This window comes from Niastella koreensis GR20-10 (assembly GCF_000246855.1).
In the GTDB taxonomy this organism is placed as follows: domain Bacteria; phylum Bacteroidota; class Bacteroidia; order Chitinophagales; family Chitinophagaceae; genus Niastella; species Niastella koreensis.
In genome coordinates this window covers 380,861-407,114 of the sequence record NC_016609.1, presented here as the reverse complement: position 1 = coordinate 407,114, position 26,254 = coordinate 380,861, and the positions used below count along the sequence as shown (strand labels likewise).

At 44.8% G+C, this 26,254-nt stretch carries 20 protein-coding genes, 1 tRNA gene and 1 riboswitch; of the genes, 9 read left to right on the top strand and 12 right to left on the bottom strand.

Features of this window, described 5'->3' with window-relative positions:
• Positions 1–3: 3 nt before the first annotated feature.
• From NIAKO_RS01650 to NIAKO_RS01640, 3 genes are all read left to right on the top strand, one after another.
• On the top strand, positions 4–2,436 hold the full coding sequence (locus NIAKO_RS01650) for a S9 family peptidase (RefSeq protein ID WP_014216645.1): 2,433 nt from the start codon (positions 4–6) through the stop codon (positions 2,434–2,436).
• A gap of 305 nt (positions 2,437–2,741) precedes the next feature.
• The gene (gene glmS, locus NIAKO_RS01645; protein WP_014216644.1) at positions 2,742–4,583 is read left to right on the top strand and encodes a glutamine--fructose-6-phosphate transaminase (isomerizing); all 1,842 of its coding nucleotides are present in this window, start codon (positions 2,742–2,744) and stop codon (positions 4,581–4,583) included.
• 151 nt (positions 4,584–4,734) lie between these two features.
• Positions 4,735–6,978, top strand: coding sequence for a DUF4954 family protein (locus NIAKO_RS01640; protein ID WP_014216643.1), 2,244 nt, complete (start codon positions 4,735–4,737; stop codon positions 6,976–6,978).
• A 152-nt stretch (positions 6,979–7,130) separates the two neighbouring features.
• Here NIAKO_RS01640 and NIAKO_RS01635 read toward each other — a convergent pair whose 3' ends face one another.
• From NIAKO_RS01635 to era, 3 genes are all read right to left on the bottom strand, one after another.
• Positions 7,131–8,999, bottom strand: coding sequence for a hypothetical protein (locus tag NIAKO_RS01635; protein ID WP_014216642.1), 1,869 nt, complete (start codon positions 8,997–8,999; stop codon positions 7,131–7,133).
• A gap of 210 nt (positions 9,000–9,209) precedes the next feature.
• Entirely contained in the window at positions 9,210–10,526 is a 1,317-nt protein-coding gene (der, locus tag NIAKO_RS01630) for a ribosome biogenesis GTPase Der (protein WP_014216641.1), read from the bottom strand.
• Between the two features lie 19 nt (positions 10,527–10,545).
• Positions 10,546–11,415 carry a GTPase Era gene (gene era / locus NIAKO_RS01625; protein WP_014216640.1) on the bottom strand — a complete coding sequence of 290 codons (870 nt, stop codon included), beginning with the start codon at positions 11,413–11,415 and terminating at the stop codon, positions 10,546–10,548.
• Between the two features lie 407 nt (positions 11,416–11,822).
• Between era and NIAKO_RS01620 the strand changes: the two genes are divergently transcribed.
• Together NIAKO_RS01620 and NIAKO_RS39670 are read left to right on the top strand one after the other, a co-directional pair.
• Positions 11,823–11,894 (top strand) — tRNA-Met (locus NIAKO_RS01620).
• A 406-nt stretch (positions 11,895–12,300) separates the two neighbouring features.
• Entirely contained in the window at positions 12,301–12,558 is a 258-nt protein-coding gene (locus tag NIAKO_RS39670; RefSeq protein ID WP_014216639.1) for a GIY-YIG nuclease family protein, read from the top strand.
• Positions 12,559–12,906: 348 nt separating this feature from the next.
• Here NIAKO_RS39670 and NIAKO_RS01610 read toward each other — a convergent pair whose 3' ends face one another.
• A complete protein-coding gene (locus NIAKO_RS01610) occupies positions 12,907–13,464 on the bottom strand; it encodes a hypothetical protein (protein ID WP_014216638.1) in 558 nt (185 codons plus the stop codon).
• A 386-nt stretch (positions 13,465–13,850) separates the two neighbouring features.
• Here NIAKO_RS01610 and NIAKO_RS38330 point away from each other — a divergent pair, with 386 nt between their 5' ends.
• Positions 13,851–14,117, top strand: coding sequence for a helix-turn-helix domain-containing protein (locus tag NIAKO_RS38330; RefSeq protein WP_014216637.1), 267 nt, complete (start codon positions 13,851–13,853; stop codon positions 14,115–14,117).
• A gap of 12 nt (positions 14,118–14,129) precedes the next feature.
• Here the strand turns inward: NIAKO_RS38330 and NIAKO_RS01600 are convergent, their stop codons facing one another.
• Positions 14,130–14,855 carry a head GIN domain-containing protein gene (locus tag NIAKO_RS01600; RefSeq protein ID WP_014216636.1) on the bottom strand — a complete coding sequence of 242 codons (726 nt, stop codon included), beginning with the start codon at positions 14,853–14,855 and terminating at the stop codon, positions 14,130–14,132.
• A gap of 101 nt (positions 14,856–14,956) precedes the next feature.
• Positions 14,957–15,062, top strand: a riboswitch (TPP riboswitch).
• Between the two features lie 58 nt (positions 15,063–15,120).
• Here NIAKO_RS01600 and NIAKO_RS01595 point away from each other — a divergent pair.
• Complete coding sequence (locus NIAKO_RS01595; RefSeq protein ID WP_014216635.1) at positions 15,121–17,547, top strand: TonB-dependent receptor; 2,427 nt, start codon at positions 15,121–15,123, stop codon at positions 17,545–17,547.
• A 78-nt stretch (positions 17,548–17,625) separates the two neighbouring features.
• Here the strand turns inward: NIAKO_RS01595 and NIAKO_RS01590 are convergent, their stop codons facing one another.
• The 6 genes from NIAKO_RS01590 to NIAKO_RS01565 form a co-directional block, all read right to left on the bottom strand.
• On the bottom strand, positions 17,626–18,420 hold the full coding sequence (locus NIAKO_RS01590; protein ID WP_014216634.1) for a PASTA domain-containing protein: 795 nt from the start codon (positions 18,418–18,420) through the stop codon (positions 17,626–17,628).
• 160 nt (positions 18,421–18,580) lie between these two features.
• A complete protein-coding gene (locus NIAKO_RS01585; protein ID WP_014216633.1) occupies positions 18,581–18,886 on the bottom strand; it encodes a rhodanese-like domain-containing protein in 306 nt (101 codons plus the stop codon).
• A 22-nt stretch (positions 18,887–18,908) separates the two neighbouring features.
• Positions 18,909–19,697, bottom strand: coding sequence for a PASTA domain-containing protein (locus NIAKO_RS01580; protein WP_014216632.1), 789 nt, complete (start codon positions 19,695–19,697; stop codon positions 18,909–18,911).
• Between the two features lie 212 nt (positions 19,698–19,909).
• A complete protein-coding gene (locus NIAKO_RS01575) occupies positions 19,910–20,905 on the bottom strand; it encodes a D-alanine--D-alanine ligase (protein WP_014216630.1) in 996 nt (331 codons plus the stop codon).
• Between the two features lie 115 nt (positions 20,906–21,020).
• Positions 21,021–21,368: a 4Fe-4S binding protein gene (locus NIAKO_RS01570; protein WP_014216629.1), complete on the bottom strand. Its 348-nt coding sequence runs from the start codon at positions 21,366–21,368 to the stop codon at positions 21,021–21,023.
• A 174-nt stretch (positions 21,369–21,542) separates the two neighbouring features.
• The gene (locus NIAKO_RS01565) at positions 21,543–21,890 is read right to left on the bottom strand and encodes a 4Fe-4S dicluster domain-containing protein (protein WP_014216628.1); all 348 of its coding nucleotides are present in this window, start codon (positions 21,888–21,890) and stop codon (positions 21,543–21,545) included.
• Between the two features lie 81 nt (positions 21,891–21,971).
• On the opposite strand from NIAKO_RS01565, the gene NIAKO_RS01560 reads away from it, so the two are divergent.
• The gene (locus tag NIAKO_RS01560) at positions 21,972–22,970 is read left to right on the top strand and encodes a hypothetical protein (RefSeq protein ID WP_014216627.1); all 999 of its coding nucleotides are present in this window, start codon (positions 21,972–21,974) and stop codon (positions 22,968–22,970) included.
• Positions 22,971–23,238: 268 nt separating this feature from the next.
• The gene (locus NIAKO_RS01555; RefSeq protein ID WP_014216626.1) at positions 23,239–24,741 is read left to right on the top strand and encodes a trypsin-like peptidase domain-containing protein; all 1,503 of its coding nucleotides are present in this window, start codon (positions 23,239–23,241) and stop codon (positions 24,739–24,741) included.
• Positions 24,742–24,858: 117 nt separating this feature from the next.
• Here NIAKO_RS01555 and NIAKO_RS01550 read toward each other — a convergent pair whose 3' ends face one another.
• Positions 24,859–26,139, bottom strand: coding sequence for an alpha-amylase family glycosyl hydrolase (locus NIAKO_RS01550; RefSeq protein WP_014216625.1), 1,281 nt, complete (start codon positions 26,137–26,139; stop codon positions 24,859–24,861).
• Positions 26,140–26,254: the final 115 nt, after the last annotated feature.

Sequence of the window (26,254 nt, the reverse complement as noted above, 5' to 3'; positions counted from 1 at the left end):
TTTATGAGAAAATTGCTGTTTCTGCTTGTAACGCAGTCAACCCTTATCACCTATGGTCAGCTCAGTCCGTTAACCGTAGAAAAGATCATGCGCGATCCCAAATGGATGGGCACCTCTCCTTCCAACCTGCAATGGACAGCCGACGGCAAGTACCTGCTGTTTAACTGGAATCCCGAAAAAGCAGCAGCCGATTCTTTATATTATATCACGCCTGCCGTCACTGCGCCGCAAAAAACCACAGGGGCATTTCGCAATACAGCAATTGCCGATGTTCAGGTGCGGTATAATGCCCAACGCGATCAATACGTATATGCCTACGAGAATGATATTTACCTCATTAATATAAAAACGGGCGCCCGCCGCCGTGTAACCAAAACCGTGGCGCTGGAAAGCAATCCACAGTTCTCCTTTAACGATCATAAAATAATATTCACCCGCGATCAGAATGCCTGGGCCTGGGATGTACAAACCGGGGAAACCACACAGCTTACCAATTTTATAACCGGCCCTGCTACGGCTACTCCCGCCCCTGCTTTCACAGGACGGGGCAATCAACAACAGGCGGCAGCCAACCGGCCGCCGGCTGTTAGTAATAATAAACAGGAAAAATGGCTGCAACAGGATGCGCTCGAAAATTCGGTAGTACTGCAACGGCGCAAACAAAAGAAAGACGAGGCAGACTCTATGCTGAAGCTCTTCCGGGAAAAGCCACTGCGGTCCATTCCGCTCGATGGTAAAAACGTGTCGATGATCGCCGCCAGTAATAACGGCCGATTTATTTCCTACCGGTTAAGCACTATTCCTACCGGTAAAACAGCCGTGGTGCCCAGTTATGTCACAGAAAGCGGGTTTACCGAAGAATTGGCTGCCCGCACCAAGGTAGGCGCTCCGCTTCCCACCCAGGAGCTGTTTGTTTTTGATACGGAAAAAGACACGGTGTTTGCTGTTAAAACCGATTCTATTCCCGGCATCCGCGATCTGCCGGACTACTTAAAAGATTATCCCGCTGTTTATAAAGAAAGAAGCCAGCACCCGCCCCTGCGGCCGGTGAATTTCCTGAACACCAACTGGTCGCCAACCGGTGATTATGCCATGGTAGAAGTGAGGGCGCAGGACAACAAAGACCGCTGGTTCCTGTTGCTGGATGGAGAAACCGGCCAACTCTCTCTGCTCGATCGCCAAAGAGATGAAGCCTGGATAGGCGGACCAAGCACCAATGGCTTTCCCGCTTTCAACTCAGGCTGGTTGAATAACCAAACGTTCTGGTTTCAGTCGGAAACCACCGGTTATTCGCACCTGTACACAATCAATGTTACAACAAAAGAAAAGCAGGCGCTTACCAGTGGTAATTATGAGGTACTGAAAACCGAACTGGGCCCCGGCAAAAAATATTTTTACCTTACCACCAATGAGGTGGAACCTGGTCAGCAGCAATTGTATCGCCTGCCTGTTACGGGCGGAAAAGCAGAACGTCTAACCACCCTTACCGGTTCTAACCTGGCTACTATTTCTCCCGACGAAAAATGGATCGCCATTTTATATTCCTACAGTAATAAACCCTGGGAATTGTACCTGCAACCCAATGGCCCGGTAACAGCAAAATCGAAACCGGTGCAAATAACCAACCAGGCGCAAAGCGAGGAGTTTAAAACCTATAACTGGCGCGATCCGGAACTGATTACGTTTACCGCCCGGGATAACGCAAAAGTATATGCCCGGTTAATGCGCCCCGCGCAACCGGATGCCGGCAAACCAGCCGTAATATTTGTACATGGCGCAGGCTATTTACAAAATGCCCATAAATGGTGGAGTTCGTATTTCAGGGAATACATGTTCCACAACCTGCTGGTGGATAACGGCTATACTGTGCTGGACATCGATTACCGGGGCAGCGCCGGCTATGGCCGCGACTGGCGTACGGGCATTTACCGCTATATGGGTGGCAAAGACCTGGACGATATTGAGGACGGCGCCCGCTACCTGGTGAAAGAAATTGGAATAAACCCCAAACATATTGGAGTTTACGGGGGTTCCTATGGCGGTTTTATAACTTTAATGGCATTATTCAAAAAACCTGCTATCTTTGCGGCCGGAGCCGCACTGAGGCCCGTTACCGATTGGGCCCACTACAACCACGGCTATACCTCCAATATTTTAAATGAACCTTTTAGCGACAGCATTGCGTATCATCGCAGTTCGCCCATAAACTTTGCTTCCGGATTACAGGACCATTTGCTGATTTGCCACGGAATGGTTGATGTAAATGTTCACTTCCAGGATGTCGTTCGTGTTACACAACGACTGATAGAACTGGGTAAAGATAATTGGGAGCTCTCTGTGTATCCAATGGAAGATCATGGCTTTGTAGAACCTGAAAGCTGGACAGACGAGTACAAAAGGATCTTTCGCTTATTTGAAACCTGGTTAAAAAAATAATCCATTCTTCCTTAATTAAGCTGAAGGCTCAAGGCCTAAGGCCAAAAGCTTTCCCGGATCTCAGGCTGCCTGAGCATATTCGGGAGCATGCCTTTGCAGGTCGGCGCCTTAAGCTTTAGGCCTTATGCGTTAAGCGTACCACAAAAATGGTATGTTAACCTTGCATGTTTTTGCACCATGTATGGCCTTTTTTTTGATAATATTGCGCAACCGTTTGCAGGTGTTGGCACCGCAAACTATGTTTATACTTTAAAAGCACTGTCGACTCAACACTTAATAAACTTAAAAACTTAAACCCTGTAATTATGTGCGGAATTGTAGCATATATAGGAAATAAGCAAGCTTACCCGATAATCTTAAAAGGATTAAAACGACTGGAATACCGCGGATACGATAGCGCCGGTGTTGCCCTGTTGAATTCCGGCCTGAATGTATATAAGAAAAAAGGTAAAGTAGCCGACCTGGAAGAAACATTGGTGGGAAAAGACCTGCATGCCAATATTGGTATTGGTCATACCCGTTGGGCTACCCATGGCGAACCTTGTGATCGCAATGCACACCCGCACCTGTCAGAAAACGGGAAACTGGCCATGATCCACAACGGGATCATTGAGAACTACAACCAGTTAAAAGGGGAATTGCAGAAAAAAGGCTACACTTTTATCAGCGACACCGATACTGAAGTACTGTTGAAATTTATCGAAGACATTCAGCAGAACAATAATTGCAGCCTCGAAGAAGCAGTACGTATTGCATTGAAACGCGTAGTAGGCGCTTATGTAATTATCCTCATCGACCAGGACAATCCGGATACCCTGATCGCCGCCCGCAAAGGCAGCCCGCTGGTAATTGGTATTGGAAAGAACCGCGATGAACACTTCCTCGCTTCTGACGCCTCTCCTATTATTGAATACACCAAGACCGTAGTATATGTGAACGACTACGAGCTGGCCATTATAAAACCAGATGAGCTGATCCTGAAAAATCTGGGTAATGAAAAGATCACGCCGTTTGTTCAACAGCTCGACCTGGAACTGGCAGCTATTGAAAAAGGTGGTTACGATCACTTCATGCTGAAAGAAATATTTGAACAACCCAGCACGGTGTTCGATTGCTTACGTGGTCGTGTTGATGCCGCCAAAGGCACCATCACCATGGCAGGTGTACAGGCCAACATTGAAATGCTGAAAAATGCGCCCCGCATTCTTATCATTGCCTGCGGGACCAGCTGGCATGCCGGTTTGCTCGCTGAATATATTTTTGAAGAACTGTGCCGCACACCTGTTGAAGTGGAATATGCATCGGAGTTCCGCTATCGCAACCCGATAGTGAATAAAGGCGATGTTATTATAGCCATTTCACAAAGTGGAGAAACTGCCGACACCCTGGTGGCTATCGAAAAAGCCAAAGAACAAGGTGCATTGATCTTTGGTATTGTGAATGTGGTTGGTTCTTCGATCGCCCGCGTATCACAGGCCGGTGCTTATACCCACGCTGGTCCGGAAATTGGTGTGGCAAGTACAAAAGCATTTACTGCCCAGCTGGCTGTGCTCACCATCATTGCCCTGCAACTGGGTTATGAAAAAGGCACGCTCGACAACAAACGCTTCCTGCATTTATTGAACGAGTTACAGGACATCCCTGAAAAAATACCAGCAGCGTTGAACCAGGCCGAACATGTAAAACAACTGGCTTATAAATACAAAGACGCCCGCGATTTCTTATACCTGGGCCGTGGTTATAACTTCCCTATTGCCCTGGAAGGCGCCTTAAAGCTGAAAGAGATCTCCTACATTCACGCTGAAGGTTATCCTGCAGCAGAAATGAAACACGGACCTATTGCGCTGGTTGATGAAACCCTGCCTGTAGTGTTTATTGCCACCAAAGACTCATACCACGAAAAGATCATCAGCAACATTCAGGAAATTAAAGCCCGTAAAGGAAAAGTAATTGCGGTGATCACCGAAGGCGATGATGTAATTACCCAAATGGCCGATGATGTAATTGTAGTACCACAAGCCGATGAACTGGTAGCGCCTATGCTCAGCGTTATACCTATGCAGCTGCTGGCCTATTACATTGGCGTTGCCAAAGGACTGGATGTTGACAAGCCAAGAAACCTGGCCAAGTCGGTAACAGTAGAATAAGCATAACGCTCAAGGCTTAACGCTTTGCGCTCCTTCCCGCAATATGGTCTTCCCGAATAATCCCGGAGAGCCCTACATTCAGGCAGGCGTTCAGCGTTCGGCGCTTAGCGTTTAGCGGTATTCATTATTCACCATTCATAATTATAGCCAAATGAATGAAATCACACGCAAACCGCTTAATTCGTTAGGGTACGACTTCATTCCTTCCCCATATTTACCAAAGGGGAAGGATGAATACTACCTGCGTAATAAACAGGTAAAGAACGGTATTCACTACCGCCATCTTTCAGCCTACGAAATTGAAGTACTGGTACGCAACCGCAACACGTCCGACAACTGGAACAACCTGCTGGTATCAGACGCGTTCAACCCCGAACTGGTGCAGAATTGCAAATTCTTTGGCCTGGTGCGTATTGGTAAACTGGAGCCTTACTACCTCGAGTACCACAACCTGCGCCGGCCGGTAGGGTTTTATAACAGTACCGTTATCAGTTGCGACTTTGGCGACAATGTAGTAGTTGATAACGTTAATTACATCTCCCACTATATTGTCGGCAATGGCGTAATACTGGTAAACTGCAATGAAATTGCCACCACCGACCACTCCAAGTTTGGTAACGGTATTCTGAAAGAAGGCGAATCGGAGAACGTGCGCATTTGGGTGGAATTGTGCAATGAAAACGCCGGCCGCAGCATTCTTGCCTTCGATGGGATTTTACCTGGCGACGCCTTCTTATGGACCTATTTCCGGGACGATGATAACCTGTTGAACCGCTTCAAGGAATTTACCGAGAAGAAGTTTGATGCATTACGTGGTTATTATGGCACCATTGGCGACCGCACGGTGGTTAAGAACTGTAAGATCCTTAAAGATGTAAAGATTGGCAGTGACGCTTATTTAAAAGGCGCCAACAAAATAAAGAATGTAACCATTAATTCTTCCAGCGAAGCCAATACCCAGGTGGGTGAAGGTTGCGAGCTGGTGAATGGAATTATCGGTTATGGATGCCGCCTGTTCTATGGCGTAAAAGCCGTACGTTTTGTACTGGCTTCCCATTCACAATTGAAATATGGAGCCCGGTTGATCAACTCCTACCTGGGTGAAAACTCCACCATTTCCTGTTGTGAGGTGTTGAACTCACTTATTTTCCCTTCGCACGAACAGCACCATAATAATTCATTCTTGTGTGCTGCACTGATCCAGGGACAAAGCAATATGGCAGCCGGCGCTACCGTGGGCTCCAACCACAACAGCCGCAGCCCGGATGGTGAAATCATTGCCGGCCGTGGCTTCTGGCCTGGCCTGTGCGTTAGCCTGAAGCATAATTCAAAATTTGCTTCTTATGCTATCCTGGCAAAAGGCGATTATGCAACGGAATTAAACATTCCTTTGCCCTTCTCGCTTATCAGTAACGACCTGAGCAAAGACCAGCTGGTGGTAATGCCCGGTTACTGGTTCATGTATAACATGTATGCGCTGGCCCGTAACTCCTGGAAGTATATCGACCGCGACAAACGCATAGATAAGATCCAGCAGCTGGAGTTCAGCTTCCTGGCGCCGGATTCAGTAAATGATCTGCTGCAGTCATTACCGTTATTGGCGAAGTTCACCGGTAAAGCCTGGTTGAAACGCGAAGGCAATACGAAGAAAATGACCGACGACGAGATCATTGCTATCGGTCAGGTATTACTCGATACCAAAGACCCGGTAGTAAATGAACTGGTGGTATTGGCAGATGGTTTTGAGAACAGCAAACGCCCCGTGCGCATTATAAAAGTGATGAAGGCGTATCACCTGTTTAAAGAACTGGTGATGTATTACCTGGTTCAGCAGTTGCTGGAGCATATTCGCACCAACAACATAAAAACACATGAACAGCTGATAGAGAGCCTGCCTTCAAAGGCAGCACGGGCTCCCTGGATGAATGTGGGCGGACAGTTAATTCTTCGCTCGGAAATTGATAAGCTGAACAAACAGATCGTTGCCGGCAGAATCAAGGACTGGGATGCTGTACATAATTTCTATGTACAACAAGGTAAGAACTATCAAATGGAGAAGCTGGCTCATGCCATGGCTGCGGTAAGAGAGGTGTTCGATATCAATTTAAAGAAAGCTAGTCCAGGTATAATAAAGAGCCTGTTGCACCAAAGCATTACTACCAAAGAATGGATGGTGAAAGAAATATACGAATCACGCGCTAAGGATTATCGCAATCCTTTCCGTAAGATGGTATATGAAACCACCGAAGCCATGAATAAAGTGGTTGGCAAACTGGAAGACAACAGCTTTATTAAACAGGAACAAAAAGCACTGGAAGAATACAAGAAAGATATTCATCAACTGGTTACCAAACTAAAACTGGATAAACCAGGCGCTAAATTAAAAACGGCTTAGCCCCCCTTCAACCTCTCCACCAGCTGGCGGAGAGGCTTCTTTCGGGAATAGCTATCTGATAAAAGCAAACTAGAATACATTAGAAGGCCCCCACCTTGCCTGCTTCGGTTGCCAACGGAGAGGCTGGTGGGGGTCTTTTTTTGCAGAAGTTGCTATCTGATGAACACGAACCGCAATGCATTGGAAGTAGTTCCGGTAGGAATAAACGCCTGAATGCTATAGATCCCGGCAGACAAAACCGGCATTTCTATGGGCAGATGATTTACTCCTTTTTCTAAAATTGTATTTATCAGCTTTACTATTCTGCCGCTATTATCTACCACACATAATTTTACCTGCGTTTTCTCAGCCGCCCGGTAAGTGAGCATCATGGCGCCGGGAAACGTAACACCCAGTAATTGTAACCGCAGACCGCCATTGTTGTTGGTAGCAGCCCTGTTGCGCGGCATGGTGTCATCTGCAAGGAAAAGCGAACCATTGGCCACTGTATTACCACTTAATGCAAAAGAATCGGCTATAGCGCTCCACGCAACTACATTATTACTTACTATTGAACCCCTATAACCAGCAGCGCCGGTATAGGCGGTATTTCCGTAATTCATCCAAACGTTGTTATTGAGTTTAGCCACCCTGGCCAGGGAGAGATCGGCCCCCATTCCACTACTGATGCCATTAAAAGATAATTCAACAGCGGCGGAAGGTGATGGACTGGCATCTGCCTTGGTGATCCAATAGCCGGTTTGCGACAATGAAACAATGCCGGTCCCGTAGGTATTGCTAATTTGTATTGGGTTGCTGTCAAAAAATTCCACATTGAAATTACCGCTGGCATTTTTCAATTCCAACCAGCGCGCGATCCGGTTCTTCCCAACAGGAAATAAAAACTGAGCGGCTCCGGATAGCCCTTCTTTTCTCAGCGGGCCATCGATAAAACTGTTCTCCGAAGTAGTGTCAGCCGCAATACTACAGCCGGGTAACAGCCGCAAGATATTAACCGCCGAGGTGGTAATTTTTCCATTTACCAGGCTTAATTTAAAGGGTAACGACAACGGGGATGTAAGCGTGGCGCCTGCAGCGTTATTCATTTTCACTGCTACATTATCCTTTATAACGCCTTTACAATCTACCTGCTGACTACCGGTACCGCCTAATACTATTTCAGGGAGGGCGGTTCCTGATTCACCAATTATACCCGTGGTGGATTGAACCACGTGCCGGTTAATAACAGTCACCAGTTTACGGGTGGAATTACCGAGATTGAACGTTCCGCCTTGCTGAATGAGATCCCGTCCAATAAAAAGGGTGTCGGCCATGTTAAGGCTCAATGTCACCCCAGGGCCTAGCTGCAGATCGCTTTTAACCGTAACCGTATTGATGCCGGAAGCAGTATACGTAATGGCGCCATTCATGGCGGTTGACAAAAACACCAGCTTACCATAAGTTCTGCCACTCAATGATATGGTGTTGGAAGCAGTTGGAATGTCAAACTCAAAAACGCCTTCTTCCGTACCGGCGGCTTTTGACAGCACCATTACAACCGGGGTATGGCTGCTGGAACTGTTTTGGATATACCGGCCGCCGTTATTGATCTTTAGTGAGTCGGCTATTTCAACCGATGAGCCATTGTTGGCGCCGGCGGCATTTTTAAAAATGCCGCCATTGCCAATCATCATTCCATACATAGCCCCCGCCATTTTAAATGCAGGCGTGGCTAAGTTGGTACCAGGTAGGATCAACTCAATATTATTACCGGGGCCGGGTTCAATAACTATAGATCTAATTTGTACGCTGCTGTTACCACCAGGTAAGGTAACAGTAAAGCTGCCGGTCAGCAGGGCATTATCTAAAATAACATCATCAGTAATACCCGGAAGTACATCACCTACCCAGTTTTTGGCGGTTGTCCATTGACCGTCTCCGGCTTCGCCATCCCATCGGAGTTGAGAAAAAGAAGGAACATATACAAGCAGTGCAAACAGAAGCAGCGGCTGCCCATTAAGCAACAGTTTTTTACTATTCATACCGTAAAGTTTTATACCACTTTACAGAGCCTTGTGAATCGAAGATAAAGAATAAATTATATCAACCAAATAAAAAATACAATATTTCGATTATTTGTTAGTGTGATATATTATAACCCAACACCGGTACAACTTTGTACTCATGCCGGTAAAGCAAAAAGTCCCGACGAGCTATCGCTGTCGGGACTTTTAAACTGATGTATTGAAGTATTATTTCTTTCTAAAGAATAAACGTACGGGTACGCCGGTGAAGTTGAAATTTTGGCGTAACTGGTTCTCGAGATAGTTTTTGTAAGGTTGCTTTACATCATCGGGGTAGTTACAGAAGAATGCAAATGACGGCACATGCGTTGGTAACTGCGTTACATATTTAATACGGATAGGATTTCCCCTAACAACAGGTGGCTGATAGGAAGCAATTGCTTTTAACATGACATCGTTCAACTCAGAAGTAGGTACTTTACGTTTTTTATTTTCATATACGTCCAGGGCCACTTCAATAGCTTTATGAATGCGCACTTTTTCCTGGGCGGAAATAAATAGAATAGGCACATCAGAGAAAGGTGCAATCCGCTTTTTCAACTCATTTTCATAGTCCCGGGCGGTATTGGTTTCCTTCTTCATGGTATCCCATTTATTCACCAGCAGCACAATACCCTTACCTTTCTTCGAGGCCAAACTAAAGATATTCAGGTCCTGTTGCGTAATGCCTTTTTCGGCATCGAGCATCAGCAAACACACATCCGCTTCATCCATGGCTTTAATAGCCCGGATCACAGAATAGAACTCCAGATCTTCATGCACTTTGGTTTTGCGGCGGAGACCCGCAGTATCGATGAGCACGAATTCTTTCTGAAATAAATTGTAATGGGTGTGAATGGTATCTCGAGTAGTACCGGCAATGTCGCTTACAATAGTACGCTCCTGCCCTATCAGCGCATTCAGCAAAGATGACTTACCTACATTCGGCTGACCAATGATCGCAAATTTAGGAAGTTCGCCTTCTGCTTCTAAAGCAGCTACCTGATCTTCGGTAATTAAAGCAGCCACCGCATCGAGCAATTCGCCCGTGCCGCTGCCACTCATAGAGGAAAGGAAAAAGATATTATCGAAACCTAAGCCGTAAAACTCGGTAGCTTCCAGCAGGCGTTCGTGATTATCTACTTTATTAACTACCAGGAACACGGGTTTGGCTGCACGACGCAAAACATCGGCCATCGATTCATCGAGATCGGTAATCCCGGTAGCAGCGTCAACCATAAAGAGCATGGCGTTCGCTTCCTCCACCGCGATCATTACCTGTTTATTGATCTCTTTTTCAAAAGCCTCTTCGCTTTCCGGCACAAAACCGCCGGTATCTATGACGTTGAATGATTTACCATTCCACTCGGCCACACCATACTGCCGGTCGCGGGTAACACCGCTTACATCATCTACGATTGCTTTCCGCTCTTCCAACAAGCGATTAAAAAAGGTGCTTTTCCCTACGTTGGGCCTTCCAACTATTGCTACTGTAAAACCTGCCATATTATTGCTCTAAAAATTATTAGTGATAGCCGTATTCTTTTAACATGAACTCATTATCGCGCCACTTAGGCCGCACTTTTACAAACAGTTCCAGGAACACTTTTTGTCCCAGGAATTGTTCTATGTCCTTTCTTGCTTCCGTTCCTAATTGTCTGATCATTTTCCCCCCCACACCCAGCAAAATACCTTTCTGGGTTTCCCGGTTCACGATGATGTCAGCAGCAATTTTTATCAGTGATGACTTCTCTTTGAACTCATTTACAATAACGGTTGTATGATAAGGTATTTCTTCCTGGTATAAATAGAAAATCTTCTCCCGGATCATTTCCGCGCAAAAAAAGCGCGTGGGCAGGTCGGTCATTTCATCGCCTTCAAAAAAGGGCGGGTTTTCGGGAAGGAATTTCATGATGGCGTCTATCAGTTCCTTCAACCCTGTTTTTTTCAGGGCCGAAATGCCTGTCAGTCCTTTGCAATAAGGCTTTGCCCCGTACAGATCGAACACTTCCTTCTTTTTTGCCTCCGACGCTTCATCGAGTTTATTGATTACGATGATAGCGGGCACTTTCAGGCGCAAGGATTCAAAAATGGCGTTTACTTCTTCATGGTTCTCGTTCACATCCACCAGCAGCAGGGCCACGTCGGTATCTTCCAGCGCCTGTTTTACGGCCATCATCATTTTTTCCTGCAGTTTGTACTTAGGTTCAATGATGCCGGGGGTGTCGGAAAAGATGATCTGGTACTCAGGTTCGGTTAAAATGCCTTTGATGCGGTGGCGGGTAGTTTGCACCTTGGGGGAAACAATAGCCAGCTTTTCGCCCATCAGAGCGTTGAGCAAGGTGCTTTTACCCGCGTTGGGGCGTCCGAATATGCTAACAAAACCCGCTTTCATCAATTTTAAAATTCCTGCAAAGGTAAAAGATTAAAATAAGTTTGGTGGCAAACATATATACCTTTATCTTTGCAACCCAATTAACGAAGAAGGGTTGACGAAGAGAAAATGAAAATGAGAGGGTTAGGAGATGAAAGGGATTGTTAAACGTTGATTTGGTAAGTTCTTATAAAGAATTAAACAGCGAAATTCAATCGGGCTCATATCCGCCAGTTGGCGGACGCAGGTTCGATCCAGTTCTTAAAAACATTTCGCAAATAAGTAGCGACATCAATCGGGCTCATATCCGCCAGTTGGCGGACGAAGGTTCGATCCAGTTCTTAAAGACATTTTCGCAAATAAGTAGCGACATCAATCGGGCTCATATCCGCCAGTTGGCGGACGAAGGTTCGAATAAAATATTACATCGCGAAGTAGAGCAGCGGTAGCTCGTCGGGCTCATAACCCGAAGGTCGGTGGTTCGATCCCACCCTTCGCAACTTGGTAAAAGGCTTCTGAAAGGAAGCCTTTTTTTATTACTCTGAATTAGTATTTATTGCGTTGATGTGGCGAGCTCGTTGGGCTCATATCCGCCAGCTGGCGGACGCAGGTTCGAATAAAATAAAATATTACATCGCGAAGTAGAGCAGCGGTAGCTCGTCGGGCTCATATCCGCCAGCTGGCGGACGAAGGTTCGATCCAGTTCTTAAAGACATTTTCGCAAATAAGTAGCGACATCAATCGGGCTCATATCCGCCAGCAGGCGGACGCAGGTTCGATCCAGTTCTTAAAAACATTTCGCAAATAAGTAGCGACATCAATCGGGCTCATATCCGCCAGCTGGCGGACGCAGGGATTCCTGCAATCAATCAATGGTAAAAGGCTCTGTAACCCAAACGCCTTTTTATGTATACAGTCTACGTTTTATATTCTATCCGCTTCGACAAAATTTACATTGGATACACCTCCGACCTGGAGGATCGTTTTAAATCCCACAACGAATTAGCAACCAAAGGCTGGACCATACGATTCAGACCCTGGTCAATTTTATATACAGAGGACTTTGATTCCAAATCTGAGGCGATGAAGCGCGAGAAACAATTGAAGTCAGCAGCAGGCAGAACTTATATTAGAGGTCTGGTTTTCAGCCATTACCCTTCCTGAAGCATTCAAAAAACAAAACCGGTTTTTAAAAAATCAGTTCCTCTTTTTCAAAAACCAGCGTCTGCTTTTCAAAATAATCTTCGTTTTTTTAAATAGTTGGGGCATTCTTTTCAATTACCTGTCCAATATACTTAATTAACTGACCATATTTTTAAAAGGAATTACAATCTGATTTAAAAAGCCGGTCCACTTTTTCAATAAACTGTTCTTATTTTTGAAAAGAAATTCCTTCTTTTTAATTGAGTCTTTGTTTTTTTAAAGTGATCGTCTATCTTTTTAAAAAGAATGTTCTTACTTTTTGGAAAATTGACCTGCTAGTTAACTCAACCCAACATTTGTGTTAGTAGTTTAAAAATTTTTATCTAAGAACTGTTTCAAATATTCATGTCCCTTTTCCGGAAGAGATATGTCAACTCGCCAACGGTATTTATCATCAAGAACATCTGTTATTATTTTATTCGCCTGGTGAATACTGCCGTTCTGATTTTGGTAATACTCTTCCCTTTTATAAACTGTTTTTCGGGCCCCATGCTCCCAATCTTCAAGTATCAAAATTGCGCAGACCAATTGATTCGACCGATAATAATAGGTTTCCACCCTATACAATAACAGGTTGTCGTTATAGTTAATTCGGTAAAGCGTATCGCCTTTTCGGTTTTTGTCTGTATAAATATCGAATCCACCTGAGAAGGAGCTACTGTCAATGCGACCTGATCGTTCAAAAGTTAGTTGGCTGTTAATTGGCCCCTCAGCAATTGATTCAGCAATAAAACCAGGTTTAGCCCGGATTAAAGAATCTATTGAGCTGACATATCCTTTAATTCCCGTGATAAAAGAACTATCCCGCTGGGCAAAAGAATTGTTGATTATGCAGATCAGCCCAATTACTATTCCTATAATGCGCATCCTGATATGTAACTTTTAAATTCAATTAATATTACAATTTTACATTATTCCAACAAAAAACCCGCCCTTAACGGACGGGTCGTCATCGCCTTTTCCTTTTAAACATCGAACATCATCGGGGGAATAACCACTCCCCAATACCTTTCTGGAAATTTAGCGTTATGTGTAGTCTGATGTGCCGGTGTGGAGATAAGGTGTCTATCGCAAACAGTATAGCATAGTTGATATTAAATAATTCAACCATCACTAACAACGGTTACCTGCCAATGAAGTTACTATTTTTTTACAATGCTGTACTTTTTTAAGGACATTTATTATAAGACATATATCTTAGCGCCCCCTTTTCAAGGGTTTTAAAATAAGGGAATCCTATCTTAATTGCGTACATGCGAAAACGTAGACCGTCAGCTCGGAGGCCCATAGCCCAGGAACTATCAGCTGCCGAAACAGAGAAGTTGTTAAACAAAATAGGGAAAGCATTGAAGAATAAACGCCAGGTAAGAACAACACTGGAAAGCTTTTCGTACGAAATCAATGTCTCAAGAAGCGCCATGACCCGGTATGAATCCGGAGGAGATATGTATTTAAGCACCTTCCTGAAACTGTTACATGGCCTGGATATAAAACCGGAAGAGTTCTTTAAAGATGTCTAAATAATGAATATGTTAAATCGATAATGTCTTATCAACGTTTTTTACACTGCCACCACCTGTTGCTGATTTATATTTAATCACGGGATGTCCCTTATACTTTACATCACTGCCGCCACTGGCTTCAGCAGCCATTTCTTTGTTAACGGTTACAATAGCATCGCTTCCGCCACTCACATCTATAATGGCATATTCAGCAACCAGTTCCTCTGCTTTAAAATTGCTGCCACCATGGGCATCAATTCTTAAATTAACAACACTTCCCTTCATATGAACATCGGAGCCACCGTTTTGATCAACTGTTAAATCCGTCACAGCCACCTGACCGTTAAAATCACTTCCACCTGCCAGCTCCAGGCTTAATTTATCAAGTTTCAATTCGCCCTGAACAATGATATCACTTCCACCAAAAGCCCGTAATTTATTAAGCATTTTCACCGACACATACGCTTTAAACTTCCTGCCTTTCCAGTTAAACCCTCCGCCGCTTAAATAGATCTTCAGCTCGCCATTTTCTACAACCGTGTGCATTTTATCGCGCTGGTTAATTTCTGTGGCGCTTACCACCACCCCTTCCTCTGTGCCCTGGGAAAGATACAGATCGATGCCATCCGACACCCGGATGCTCTGAAAACCGGTTACTTCCCTTTTTTCGGCATTGGCGTCGTATATAATTTTATCCTGGCTAAAAGCCATGATATTGATTAGTAACAATATAGGAGTTAAAAGTTGCTTTTTCATAGTACTTATATGCTTGTGTGACGGACAACGATACCCAGATGTTACAATATTCTTAAAAAAATAATGTTCGTATCTTTGTCGGCTCTTAAAAAATCAGAGACTTCAGTTTCCCGGGGTGCTCTCCCGCTAATGGCAGGATTGCTGAGAACAGACCCGTAGAACCTGATCAGGGTAATGCCTGCGCAGGGAAGGTAGCTCCGTATTTGTCTACACTTCGCTTTCGCAGCATTTCTCTTAAATCATTTTTTCAACAAATAGGAAACACATGAAAAAAATGCTTTTGGGGATTTGCTACCTGTTACTGACTCATTGTGTTACCGCGCAAATCAGCGGTAAAGTAACAGATGCATCCTCAACACCCATTGCCTCCGCTACTGTAGAATTGAGCAATGGAATGTCAACGTTTACCACCGAAACCGGATCTTTTGAGTTCAGAAAAATTAAACCAGGTAATTACACGTTGCATGTAACCTCAATAGGTTTTCAGGCAGTGAGCCAGGCGGTTGCCACTGGCAATACCGTAGATGTGAAGCTGGAGCGCATGAATCTTTTTTTACAACCGGTTGAAATAAGATCAACCCGCGCCGGCGATAAAGCACCTTTTACCAAAAACAATCTCTCTAAAAAAGATATTGAAAAACTCAACCTGGGGCAGGACCTGCCTTTTATCTTAAATCAAACTCCTTCGGTAATTGTGAACTCCGATGCCGGTAATGGTGTTGGTTATACCGCTATCCGCATCAGGGGCAGCGATGCAACAAGGATCAATGTTACGCTCAATGGCATTCCTTATAACGATGCAGAATCGCAGGGAACTTATTTTGTCGATCTGCCTGATTTCACTTCCTCGGTAAACAGCATCCAGGTGCAACGTGGGGTGGGTACTTCTTCAAACGGCGGTGGCGCTTTTGGTGCTACTATTAACCTAAGCACCAATGAAACCAACACCACACCTTATGCTGAGATCAATAACACCTATGGGTCTTTCAATACCTGGAAAAATACAGTGAAGGCCGGGAGTGGATTGATCGATGATCACTTTACGCTCGACGCCCGCATTTCAAAGGTATCGAGCGATGGGTTTATTGACCGGGCAAGCAGTACGCTGAAATCATTTTATTTGTCAGGGGCCTATATAAACAAGAACACTTCTGTCAGGGTAAATGTGTTTGGTGGCAATGAAAAAACTTACCAGGCCTGGAATGGTATTCCTGAAGCCAAATTGCGCGGCAGCAAAGCCGACCTGGACAATCATTACAACAACAACGTTGGTTCGTTATACTTTACACCACAGGATTCAGCGAATTTGTTTTCAGCCGATCCCAGAAAGTATAATTACTTCACATACGCCAATCAAACCGATAATTACGAGCAGGACCATTACCAGTTGTTCATCAACCATGAATTCAACAGCAGGCTGTCTTTCAATACCGCCTTCTGGTTAACGCGGGGTAAAGGTTATTATGAAGAATATAAACCCGTAATTGCCTATAGCGATTATGGATTGAACGCCCCGGTATTTGGTGGTGATACCATCAGTACAACCGACCTGGTTCAGCAGCAATGGCTGGATAACTATTTCTACGGACAGGTATTTTCGGTTCAATACAAATATGGTAACACCCAACTAATCCTTGGCGGTGGCTGGAACCGGTACGATGGTAAACACTATGGTAATGTTATCTGGTCGCAGAATGGTGGCATTCCCAACAATTACCAATGGTATTACAACGATGCATACAAAACTGATATAAATAGTTATGCCAAATACCAAATACAACTGACCAACCACCTGCAGGCTTTTATCGATCTGCAAAGCCGCCGGGTGTCGTATTATATTGGTGGCTTTAAGGCAAATCCTACCCTGTTGCTTCATAATACCTGGCACTTCTTTAACCCAAAAGCTGGCTTCTCTTATTCAAAGAACAATTACCAGTTGTACGCTTCGTATTCGCAGGGTAATAAGGAACCCAACCGCGATGATTTTGAAGCGGGCATCAACCAGCAACCTAAACCGGAGAAGCTGCATGATTTTGAATTGGGCGTAGAAAAGAAAACCAGCGAATACAGCTGGGGCGCTACGTTCTACTATATGATGTATAAAGATCAATTAGTATTAACCGGCAAGATCAATGATGTGGGTTCATATACGCGCACCAACGTTCCCAATAGCTATCGTATGGGTATTGAGTTGCAGGGCGCCATGCGCTTCACGCACTGGCTGAACGCTGCCGGAAACATTACCTTCAGCAAAAACCAGATCAAGGACTTTACCGAATATTATGACGACTATGACAACGGGGGCCAGAAAGCCGTTCCGCATGGAAAAACCGACATTGCTTTTTCTCCTTCCATCATAGCATCGGGCATGTTGAACTTTATTCCCTGCAATAATGTAGAGATCAACTTGCCCGCAAAATATGCCAGCCGGCAGTACCTCGACAATACTTCCAATAAAAAACGCAGTCTCGATCCCTACTATGTACAGGATGCACGGATCAGTTATACCCTGCATAAAGCCCTGTTTAAAGAGATCACGTTTATTGGCCAAATTAACAATGTGTTCAATAAAAAGTATGAGCCCAATGGTTATACTTACAGCTACCAGTATGGTGGTTCAGTTACTACCGAAAACTTTTACTTTCCCATGGCCGGCACCAATGTGATGGTGGGGTTGAATGTGAAGTTGTAAGGATCATTCGACATAAAAAAGAACCCCGGACGGTACCGTCCGGGGTTCTTTTTTATATATAGTCTAAATAAGTTCCTTCTATTGATGTGCAGCCGTACTATCCGCCTTTACCGGCTTTTCTGCCTGGATCCACAGATCAATAAACTGTCCCTGTTTTATCTTATTTACATTACCACTCATGGTTAAACGGGCAGGGTTCTGTTTGTAAACAAAACCATTGGGATCTGCATCGGTAGGCTGAATGGTTCCCAACGTTAACCCATTCGATTCCAGGATCACTTTTGCTTCGTTCAACGTCATTCCAAACATATCCGGTACTTCCAGCTGTTCGGTACCTTCACCACGGCCTAATACCAGCGTAATGGCACTTCCCATAGGTATTTTGGTACCCTCTTTAATCTGCTGACCCTTATAATGCTGTTCGAGCACCATGTCCCGGGCAAAATAAGGAACATACACCGTATCGTCCAGTTTCAGTTTCTGCTGTTGCAGCGTGATCTGTGCACCGCGGAAACTTTGCCCTACCAGTTTGGGCATTTCGATATCCGGCGCTGCATCCCGGTTAATGGTTAAATAAACCGTACGGTTCATTTTTACTTTTGAATCAGCAGTAGGGAACTGTTTTACTACCGATAACAAAGCGGCCGTATCATTATACACCGTGTCCTGGATCTCCACATCAAACCCCTGCCCTTCCAGGATCTTTTTAGCTTCGTCAAACGACTTGCCGGTTACCGATGGAACGGCCAGCGTTTTATCGTGCCGGGTGATCCAGGATAACGACTGTAAAAAAATAAAAAACAATACAAGCAAAATGCCAATACCCAACAGGATATTCGCCCAAAGTGGTTTTCCGGTAATGAACTTAAACACAGGTGATATTGATTAAAATTTAAAAAATCAGGGATACAGACCTCACCTTTCAATTGGCAATGGACAATCTGCAATTGACAAGGTCTTCCCGATTACTCAGCCCCCTCCTACTCTTTGTTTATTGTCCATTGTCTATTGCCTATTGCGCATTGGCCTCTGCCTATTGCCCAAACTTAGACTGCCACGACAACATCCCGCCCGACAGGTTCTTGGTATTGGTAAAACCCATCGTATCAAGGATCATGGCGCCCTGCCCGCTGCGGTTACCGCTGCGGCAGTATACGATCACTTCCTGGTTCTTCAGGTTCTCCAATTCATCGGCCTGCATCATCAGCTGTCCCAGGGGAATGTGAATGCCACCAATGTTAAACTCTGCGCGCTCATGGGGTTCCCGTACATCCAACAGGTTCAATTGCTCACCTTTGTCAAGACGCTCTTTTACTTCTTCCGGAGTTATGTTTTGCATAATAGCTATTTAAATTATTTTATTATGGTTGAGGCGGCGGAACTACAGGTACAGTTGCTTTCACCGGTTTATCGCGCTGTAACCACAAGTCAACCGACTGCCCCTGGCGAATACGGTTAATACGGCCATCTGGCGTGTTGTGTTCCGGTGACTGGCGGCCAACAAAAGCGCTTGAATCAATACTGGGTATCACGGTACCTACATTCAACCCATTTGATTCTAATAACACTTTAGCATCGTTATATGTTAAACCAACTAAGTCAGGTACACTAAAATCTTCATGACCCAGGCCACTGCCCAGGATCAGCGAGATCTTACTTCCCTGCGGAATTTTTGTACCTGCTTTTATGCGGTCGCCATTGAATTGCTGCTCCAGAACTGAGTTTTTGGCAAAATCCATCCGGTAACTGGTATCTCCCAGCTTCAGCAAATACTGGCTCAGGGAGATCTCTGCACTGCGAAAGCTCAACCCTTCCAGGTTGGGCATTTCAATCAGCGGCGCTATGGATTTGTTGATGGTAAGATAAACCGTACGATTCACTTTTACAACTGCTTCCGCATCGGGAAACTGGCGCAATACCGATAAAGGCTTTGCAGTATCGTTGTAAATTGAATCCTGTAACTCAACTTCAAAACCTTTGCTTTCCAGTATTTTCCGGGCTTCTGCATACGGTTTACCAGTTACGGCAGGAATGGTAAGGGTTTTATCATGCCTGGTAATCCAGTGAAGCGATTGCAGGAACACAACTATCAGCAATAAGATTAAGCCCAGTGCCGCCAGTAAGTGTACCCAAAGGGGTTTCCCTGTCATGAATTTAAACAAGGTAGTTTCTATTTATTTTTGTTCGTGAATTCCTCTAATCGTAAAACGTGAAACGGCAAACGTGAAAGGGTTCGCGACAGTGTAATATTCTTCACTATTTTCATCTTTCACTCCTTCAACTTCCTCCTTTATCAACCTTATCAACTCGTCAACTCTGTCAACCTTCTTCTTTCCTGTTAACATGTCAACGTGTTAACCAGTCAATTCTTCACCTTCCTGGTCAGCGCATCCTCTATCAATGCCGAATAAAACTCCTTCAACGTCCAACCCATGGCACGTACCTGTTGTGGAACAATGCTGGCTTCACTTTGCCCCGGCACGGTATTTATCTCCAGCATGTATGCTGCCTGTTTGGCTTCATTGAAGATAAAATCTATCCGTACCACGCCGCGGCAATTAAACAGTTCATAGATCTTTTTAGCCGTGCTGCGAACTTTCTCCGCTATGGCTTCCTCAACCTGGGCCGGAGTAATTTCCTCACTCAATCCCTGGTACTTCGCTTCATAATCAAAGAAATCTTTTTTCGATTTCACTTCGGTGATCGGCAGGGTAATAACGCCTTTTGTTGATTTAAACACCCCGATGGTGAATTCACGGCCGGCAATAAACTCTTCTACCAGGATCTGATCGTCTTCCTTAAACGCTTTTTCCAGCGCCCCGGCCAGGCCGGCAGCCTCATTCACCTTGCTCATTCCAATGCTTGAACCGCCATTATTGGGCTTTACAAACACGGGCAGGCTTAACTGGCCCAGGATCTGTTCGGGCGTAACCGGACTGTGTTTAAAAATATGTACAGATTTGGCAACATTTATGCCAGCAAAGGCCGCTACGGCTACTGTATATCTTTTATTAAAAGTGAGTGCAGAAGTCGCTGAATCACAGGAGGTATAGGGCAATCCGGTAAGGTCGAAATAACCCTGTAATTTCCCATCCTCACCCGGGGTGCCGTGGATCCCGATCAACACCGCATCAAATGTGATTTTTTTGCCATCAATGGTCAGGGAGAAGTCCTGACGGTCAACGGCTATCTTTTCGCCTTTGGCTGTCTCGTAATACCAGGCCTGGGGCGTGATGTCGATCTTGTAAACATTGTACTTATCGGTATCAACATTCTTTTCAATAGTAAGCGCGCTTTTATAGGAAATAACGGCTTCAGTAGAGTACCCACCGGTAACAAAGGCAATATTGGGCTTCATGTAAGGTTGGAAAATTTTTAGCAAATAAACGAAAAAGGGATGGAAGCCCGAAACTACCCAGGCAGGTATTTATGGGTGAAAGCAGGCAAATGAGGGAGAATGGAGAAAATTAACTTTAGCTATGCAGTTTTTCCTTTTTAGCCAATAATTCTTCTACTGTTTCCTGGTATATTTCATCAGGTACACAGCTATCAACCGGGCAGGCATCCACACATTGCGGCTGTTCATGAAAACCCTGGCATTCCGTGCATTTATCAGGAACAATATAATAGTATAAATCGCTGAGTGGGGCCTGGTTGGTTGCGGAATCGGTAATAGTGCCATTGAGCAGGGTGTAACCATCTTTCACGGTTGTACCATCTGCCATTCGCCATTCAACCCCGGCATCGTAAATAGCATTATTAGGACATTCGGGTTCACAGGCGCCGCACACAATACAATCTGTGGTGATCTTTAAGGCCATTTCTTAGGGTTTAGTACAATAAAAAAGGTGAAGGTCGTTAATCCTTCACCTCAATACGGCAGGAAATATCACCCGCCACTTACAAGTAGCACTAAGGCTACATTACTATTCTAACAGAAAGGTAGGGAAATTATGAGCCAATATCAAAATTTTATTTGGCTATCCGTACCTCTTTTAGATATGCAGTTTTCCTTTTTTATCCATTAACTGTTCCACTGTTTCAACATACATTTCATCAGGTACACAACAGTCAACGGGACAAACAGCTGCACATTGGGGCTCTTCATGAAAACCCTGGCACTCTGTACATTTATTCGGAACGATATAGTAAGTATCTACACTAATTGGCGCATTAGCAGTATCGGCATCGATGATTGATCCATCCAATAATACAAATGATCCTTTTACTGTAGTACCGTCTGCCACTCTCCATTCTACTCCACCTTCATATATCGCATTATTAGGGCACTCGGGTTCGCAGGCGCCGCAGTTAATACATTCTTCGGTGATTTTTATTGCCATAACTTGCTGAATTTTAAACCTGCCTGCTTGCAGGCTCGTGAATTGAATACAACTATTTTTGCACGACAAATATAAGGCGTAATGAATTTACAACAACGAATCGTTTTATTGAACCGGTTAGGTGAATATATTTTAGAGGGTAGCGATAACTGGCAGACTGCCAAAGAGAAAGCCAGCTTACAGAACGCCTGGTTCACCCCCGAATTTATTGACCTGGCTACCCGAAATATTGCCGAAGCCTTTTTACAAAAAGATAAACTTATGGCCTGGGCCCGGCAATACAACCTGCCAGGCGAAACCCCCGCCCCCAAAAACGTGGGTATTATAATGGCTGGTAATATACCGCTGGTTGGTTTTCACGATTTTTTATGTGTATTCATTACTGGTCACCGCCAAACCATAAAACCTTCATCCAAGGATGATATCCTGATTAAACACCTGGTACAACAACTGTACGAGTGGGATGAAACCACCCGCCAGCTGGTAACCTTTTCCGAAATGCTAAAAGGCTGTGATGCCTATATTGCTACCGGCAGCAATAATTCTGCCCGGTATTTTGATTATTACTTCAGCAAATACCCGCATATTATCCGCCGCAACCGCACGTCGGTGGCCCTGTTAACCGGCCAGGAAACGCCTGGCGAGCTGGATAAACTGGCAGATGATGTATACCAGTATTTTGGACTGGGTTGCCGTAATGTGACCAAATTATATGTGCCTGAAAATTATGATTTCGTTCCCCTGATAAACGCTTTCAAAAAATACGATTACCTCGGTGATATGCATAAATACAGGAATAATTACGATTACATGCTGGCTGTTTTGATCCTTAATAAACAGTATTACATGAGCAACCAAAGCATTTTGCTGGCTGAAAGCAAGGAATTGTTTTCCCCCATCAGCCAGTTGAATTATGAGTTTTATAAGAACGCTTCGGAGGTGGAAGCTTCACTGGCAGGAAATGCGGATGTGCAGTGTATTGTTGGTAAAAACCACCTTGCCTTTGGCCAGGCGCAGCAACCCGCGCTTACCGACTATGCCGACGGCGTTGATGTCATGAAATTTTTGCGTGAATTGTGAAAAACTGGCAAAACCGCCTGTAAAAATTACACGCGATCATAAACAAATACTTATAATAATTTTTAACTTTCCACCGGCGGCAGGGTCGTTTTTAGCGTTTCCGGCTTACTTTTCGTAAATTGGAGAAGCGAAGTACGAAGACTTTAGTAAATTAATTGTTAAACCAACTTATCACCACTAGTTTCGATTAATTCCTGACGTTAAATTTGTTGTTGTCAGGCATGTATTTTGAAACAAGTATAAAATCTCATAAAAATTTATAACGATTATGAAGTGGAAACAAATTCTGGCTATTGTGCTTATTAGCGCCGGCACAACCGGGTTGACTATGTGGGGAGTGAACCATTTTAGCCATGATGGTACATACGTTTATCAAAAGGATGGCGATACAGGAAAGATCCCGGCAAACTACGCAGGTTTTAATGGAGCGAACGGATCATCGGGTCCGGCAGATTTTTCAGCTGCTGCGGAAGCTGCTATTCCTGCTACAGTTCACATTAAAACAAAAGCTACCCGTACTGTAAGTAACAACCTGCCCCGGAATAATCCATTCGGCGATCTGTTCCCCGACCTGGATGATTTCTTTGGCAATGGCACCCGCTCTATTCCGCAAATGGCTTCCGGCTCCGGCGCCATCATCAGCGAAGATGGTTACATTGTTACCAATAACCACGTAGTGGATGGTGCAGATGATATTACCGTGATGCTCAACAACAAAAAATCTTTTAAAGCCAAAGTAATTGCCGCTGACCCCAGCAGTGACCTGGCTGTAATAAAGATCGATGCAAAAGGTTTACCATTCCTGTTATATGGTAACTCCGATGAAATGAAGGTTGGTCAGTGGGTACTGGCTGTTGGTTATCCTTTAACACTAGAAACAACTGTAACAGCTGGTATCGTTAGTGCTAAAGGCAGAACGTTGGAGATCAACAAACGCCAGAGCGACTCCCCTGTTGAATCATTCATTCAAACCGATGCGGCTGTAAACCCCGGTAACAGTGGCGGTCCGCTCATCAGCACTGATGGCAAGCTGGTTGGTATTAACTCCGCCATAGCTTCGCCCACAGGCGCCTATGCAGGTTATTCCTTCACCATTCCGGTTAATATCGTTAAAAAGGTTGTTTCTGACCTTATTAAATTCGGAACCGTACAAAGAGCTTATCTGGGTATCGAATATCCGAGAGATAACATCAGCGATGATGAGAAAAAATCAAACGGTATCAAAGACGATGGTGGTGTGTATGTAATGACCGTTCGTGATGGTGGTGCTGCTTTGGCAGCTGGTATTAAAAAAGGCGACATAATCACCAAGGTGAATAACGTGCCTGTTGTAAGTGGCGCCGACCTTATTGGCCAGATCGCTACTTACCGCCCTGGTGACAAGATAAACCTTACTTACCAACGTGATGGCAAGGAATATACTGCTGCTATCACCCTGAAAAATAAAACCGGCAGTACCGATGTAGTTAAAACTTCTGTGCTGGATAAATTAGGCGCCGAACTGGAAACCGTGAATAAGGATGATGCGAAAGAAGCAGGCGTTAAAGGTGGTGTAATGGTGAAAGCTATCGGCACCCGCGGTTTGTTAAGCAAAGTGAGAATTCAGGAAGGATATATAATCACTAAAGCCAATGGCAAAGACGTGAGCAACGTTGATGACCTGCGCAAAGTGCTGGAAGGCGCTTCAGGCAGTGTGAAACTGGAAGGTGTTTATCCTGGTTACGAAGGCGTTTATCCCATCGTGATCAATTTAGATAGCCCAACGAACTAGTACAATAGTACTGACAACTCATAAAAAGAATCCCGCGACGGTACGTCGCGGGATTCTTTTTTATGCTGAATGCTATACGCCCGGAAGATTCGGCATCAGGCGTTGCGCGTTTAGCGTTTAGCGTATTAAAACAAGATATTCCCATGGTTTCAGTTGCGGTGAAAAAGCAGCATTTACAGTAACCGGTTGATTGGTGAATACATTGGTGTATTTACCCTCGTTAAGACCACCGGCCTCAGGAAATTGCAGACTTACTTCCTGCGCACTCAGGTTCAGGATCACCAGCAGTACCTTTCCTTCATTCAAACGGCTAAATGCCAATACGCGGTCGTCAGCGTTGGTTGGCAGTATCAGTGGTTTTGCCACCTCGCCAGTTTGCAGGGCAGGATGCTGCTTGCGCAATTGTAACAGGGTTTTATAAAAGCCCTGCAATTCCGGGGTACCATTCCAGTTCACTTCGTCCTTATCAAAAAACGGCAATCTTTTGTGCAGTGGTAATTCCTGCCCCGTATAAATAAGCGGAACGCCATTCCAGGTACAACTGAATACAGCCAGTGGCGCTGCCATCTCGCCATATTTCTCATATTCCGTCCCGTTCCAGGTATTTTCATCGTGGTTGCTGGTAAACAGCATGGGAAAGGTGCCTTCGGGCAAATCGTATTGATAGTGGTTCAACACGTCTTTTAACTGGTTCAGGTTAATTTCCTGGCGGTAATATTTTTGGGTGGCCGACATCCAGCGCCAGCCATACAAACAATCAAACGCCTGTAAATACGGCACATCCAGGGTTTCGCCCAGCCAGAACAAAGGCTTTACGGCATCCAGCTCCACCCTGGCCTTAACCCAGAAATCAAGCGGCACCAGGTGGCACATATCGCAACGGAAACCATCTATATCACATTCCTTTACCCAAAAACGCATGGCATCTATCATGGCGGCACGCATGCCATGGTCGTAATAATTCAAATCAATTACATCGTGCCAGTTATTGGTGTCGTAGAATTTGCCTTCCGAATCGCGTTTGTAGAATTCGGGATTTGTTTTTGTCCAGATGTGGTCCCAGCCTGTATGGTTGGCCACCCAGTCAATAATTACTTTTTGTCCCTGCCCATGGGCTTTTTTTACCAGGTTTTTAAAATCGGCCAGGGTGCCAAATTCGGGGTTAATGGCCTTATAATCTGCTGCCGCATAATAACTTCCCAGCGTTCCCTGCCGTTTTTCCTTACTTATTGGTGTAATGGGCATAAACCACAAGATCTCTACGCCCATTTCTTTTAACCGGGGCAGGTGCTGGGCAAATGCGTTAAAGGTGCCTTCGGGAGTATACTGGCGAACATTTACTTCATAAATATTGCTGTTAAGGCTCCAAGCTAATGGTGAAAATCGTCGCGTCATCATCTCAATCCGGGTTGGTTTTATCAAAATTACGGGCAACTATCCAAAAAAACTGTTCCATGTTACATGTTCCAGGTTACATGGCCTATTAATTTCATGCCTCCTATTTCAATTCTGC

Coding starts and splice junctions, on each gene's coding strand:
- NIAKO_RS01650 (WP_014216645.1), top strand. CDS start 4: ATGAGAAAATTGCTGTTTCTGCTTGTAACGCAGTCAACCCTTATCACC.
- glmS (WP_014216644.1), top strand. CDS start 2,742: ATGTGCGGAATTGTAGCATATATAGGAAATAAGCAAGCTTACCCGATA.
- NIAKO_RS01640 (WP_014216643.1), top strand. CDS start 4,735: ATGAATGAAATCACACGCAAACCGCTTAATTCGTTAGGGTACGACTTC.
- NIAKO_RS01635 (WP_014216642.1), bottom strand. CDS start 8,999: ATGAATAGTAAAAAACTGTTGCTTAATGGGCAGCCGCTGCTTCTGTTT.
- der (WP_014216641.1), bottom strand. CDS start 10,526: ATGGCAGGTTTTACAGTAGCAATAGTTGGAAGGCCCAACGTAGGGAAA.
- era (WP_014216640.1), bottom strand. CDS start 11,415: ATGAAAGCGGGTTTTGTTAGCATATTCGGACGCCCCAACGCGGGTAAA.
- NIAKO_RS39670 (WP_014216639.1), top strand. CDS start 12,301: ATGTATACAGTCTACGTTTTATATTCTATCCGCTTCGACAAAATTTAC.
- NIAKO_RS01610 (WP_014216638.1), bottom strand. CDS start 13,464: ATGCGCATTATAGGAATAGTAATTGGGCTGATCTGCATAATCAACAAT.
- NIAKO_RS38330 (WP_014216637.1), top strand. CDS start 13,851: ATGCGAAAACGTAGACCGTCAGCTCGGAGGCCCATAGCCCAGGAACTA.
- NIAKO_RS01600 (WP_014216636.1), bottom strand. CDS start 14,855: ATGAAAAAGCAACTTTTAACTCCTATATTGTTACTAATCAATATCATG.
- NIAKO_RS01595 (WP_014216635.1), top strand. CDS start 15,121: ATGAAAAAAATGCTTTTGGGGATTTGCTACCTGTTACTGACTCATTGT.
- NIAKO_RS01585 (WP_014216633.1), bottom strand. CDS start 18,886: ATGCAAAACATAACTCCGGAAGAAGTAAAAGAGCGTCTTGACAAAGGT.
- NIAKO_RS01580 (WP_014216632.1), bottom strand. CDS start 19,697: ATGACAGGGAAACCCCTTTGGGTACACTTACTGGCGGCACTGGGCTTA.
- NIAKO_RS01575 (WP_014216630.1), bottom strand. CDS start 20,905: ATGAAGCCCAATATTGCCTTTGTTACCGGTGGGTACTCTACTGAAGCC.
- NIAKO_RS01570 (WP_014216629.1), bottom strand. CDS start 21,368: ATGGCCTTAAAGATCACCACAGATTGTATTGTGTGCGGCGCCTGTGAA.
- NIAKO_RS01565 (WP_014216628.1), bottom strand. CDS start 21,890: ATGGCAATAAAAATCACCGAAGAATGTATTAACTGCGGCGCCTGCGAA.
- NIAKO_RS01560 (WP_014216627.1), top strand. CDS start 21,972: ATGAATTTACAACAACGAATCGTTTTATTGAACCGGTTAGGTGAATAT.
- NIAKO_RS01555 (WP_014216626.1), top strand. CDS start 23,239: ATGAAGTGGAAACAAATTCTGGCTATTGTGCTTATTAGCGCCGGCACA.
- NIAKO_RS01550 (WP_014216625.1), bottom strand. CDS start 26,139: ATGATGACGCGACGATTTTCACCATTAGCTTGGAGCCTTAACAGCAAT.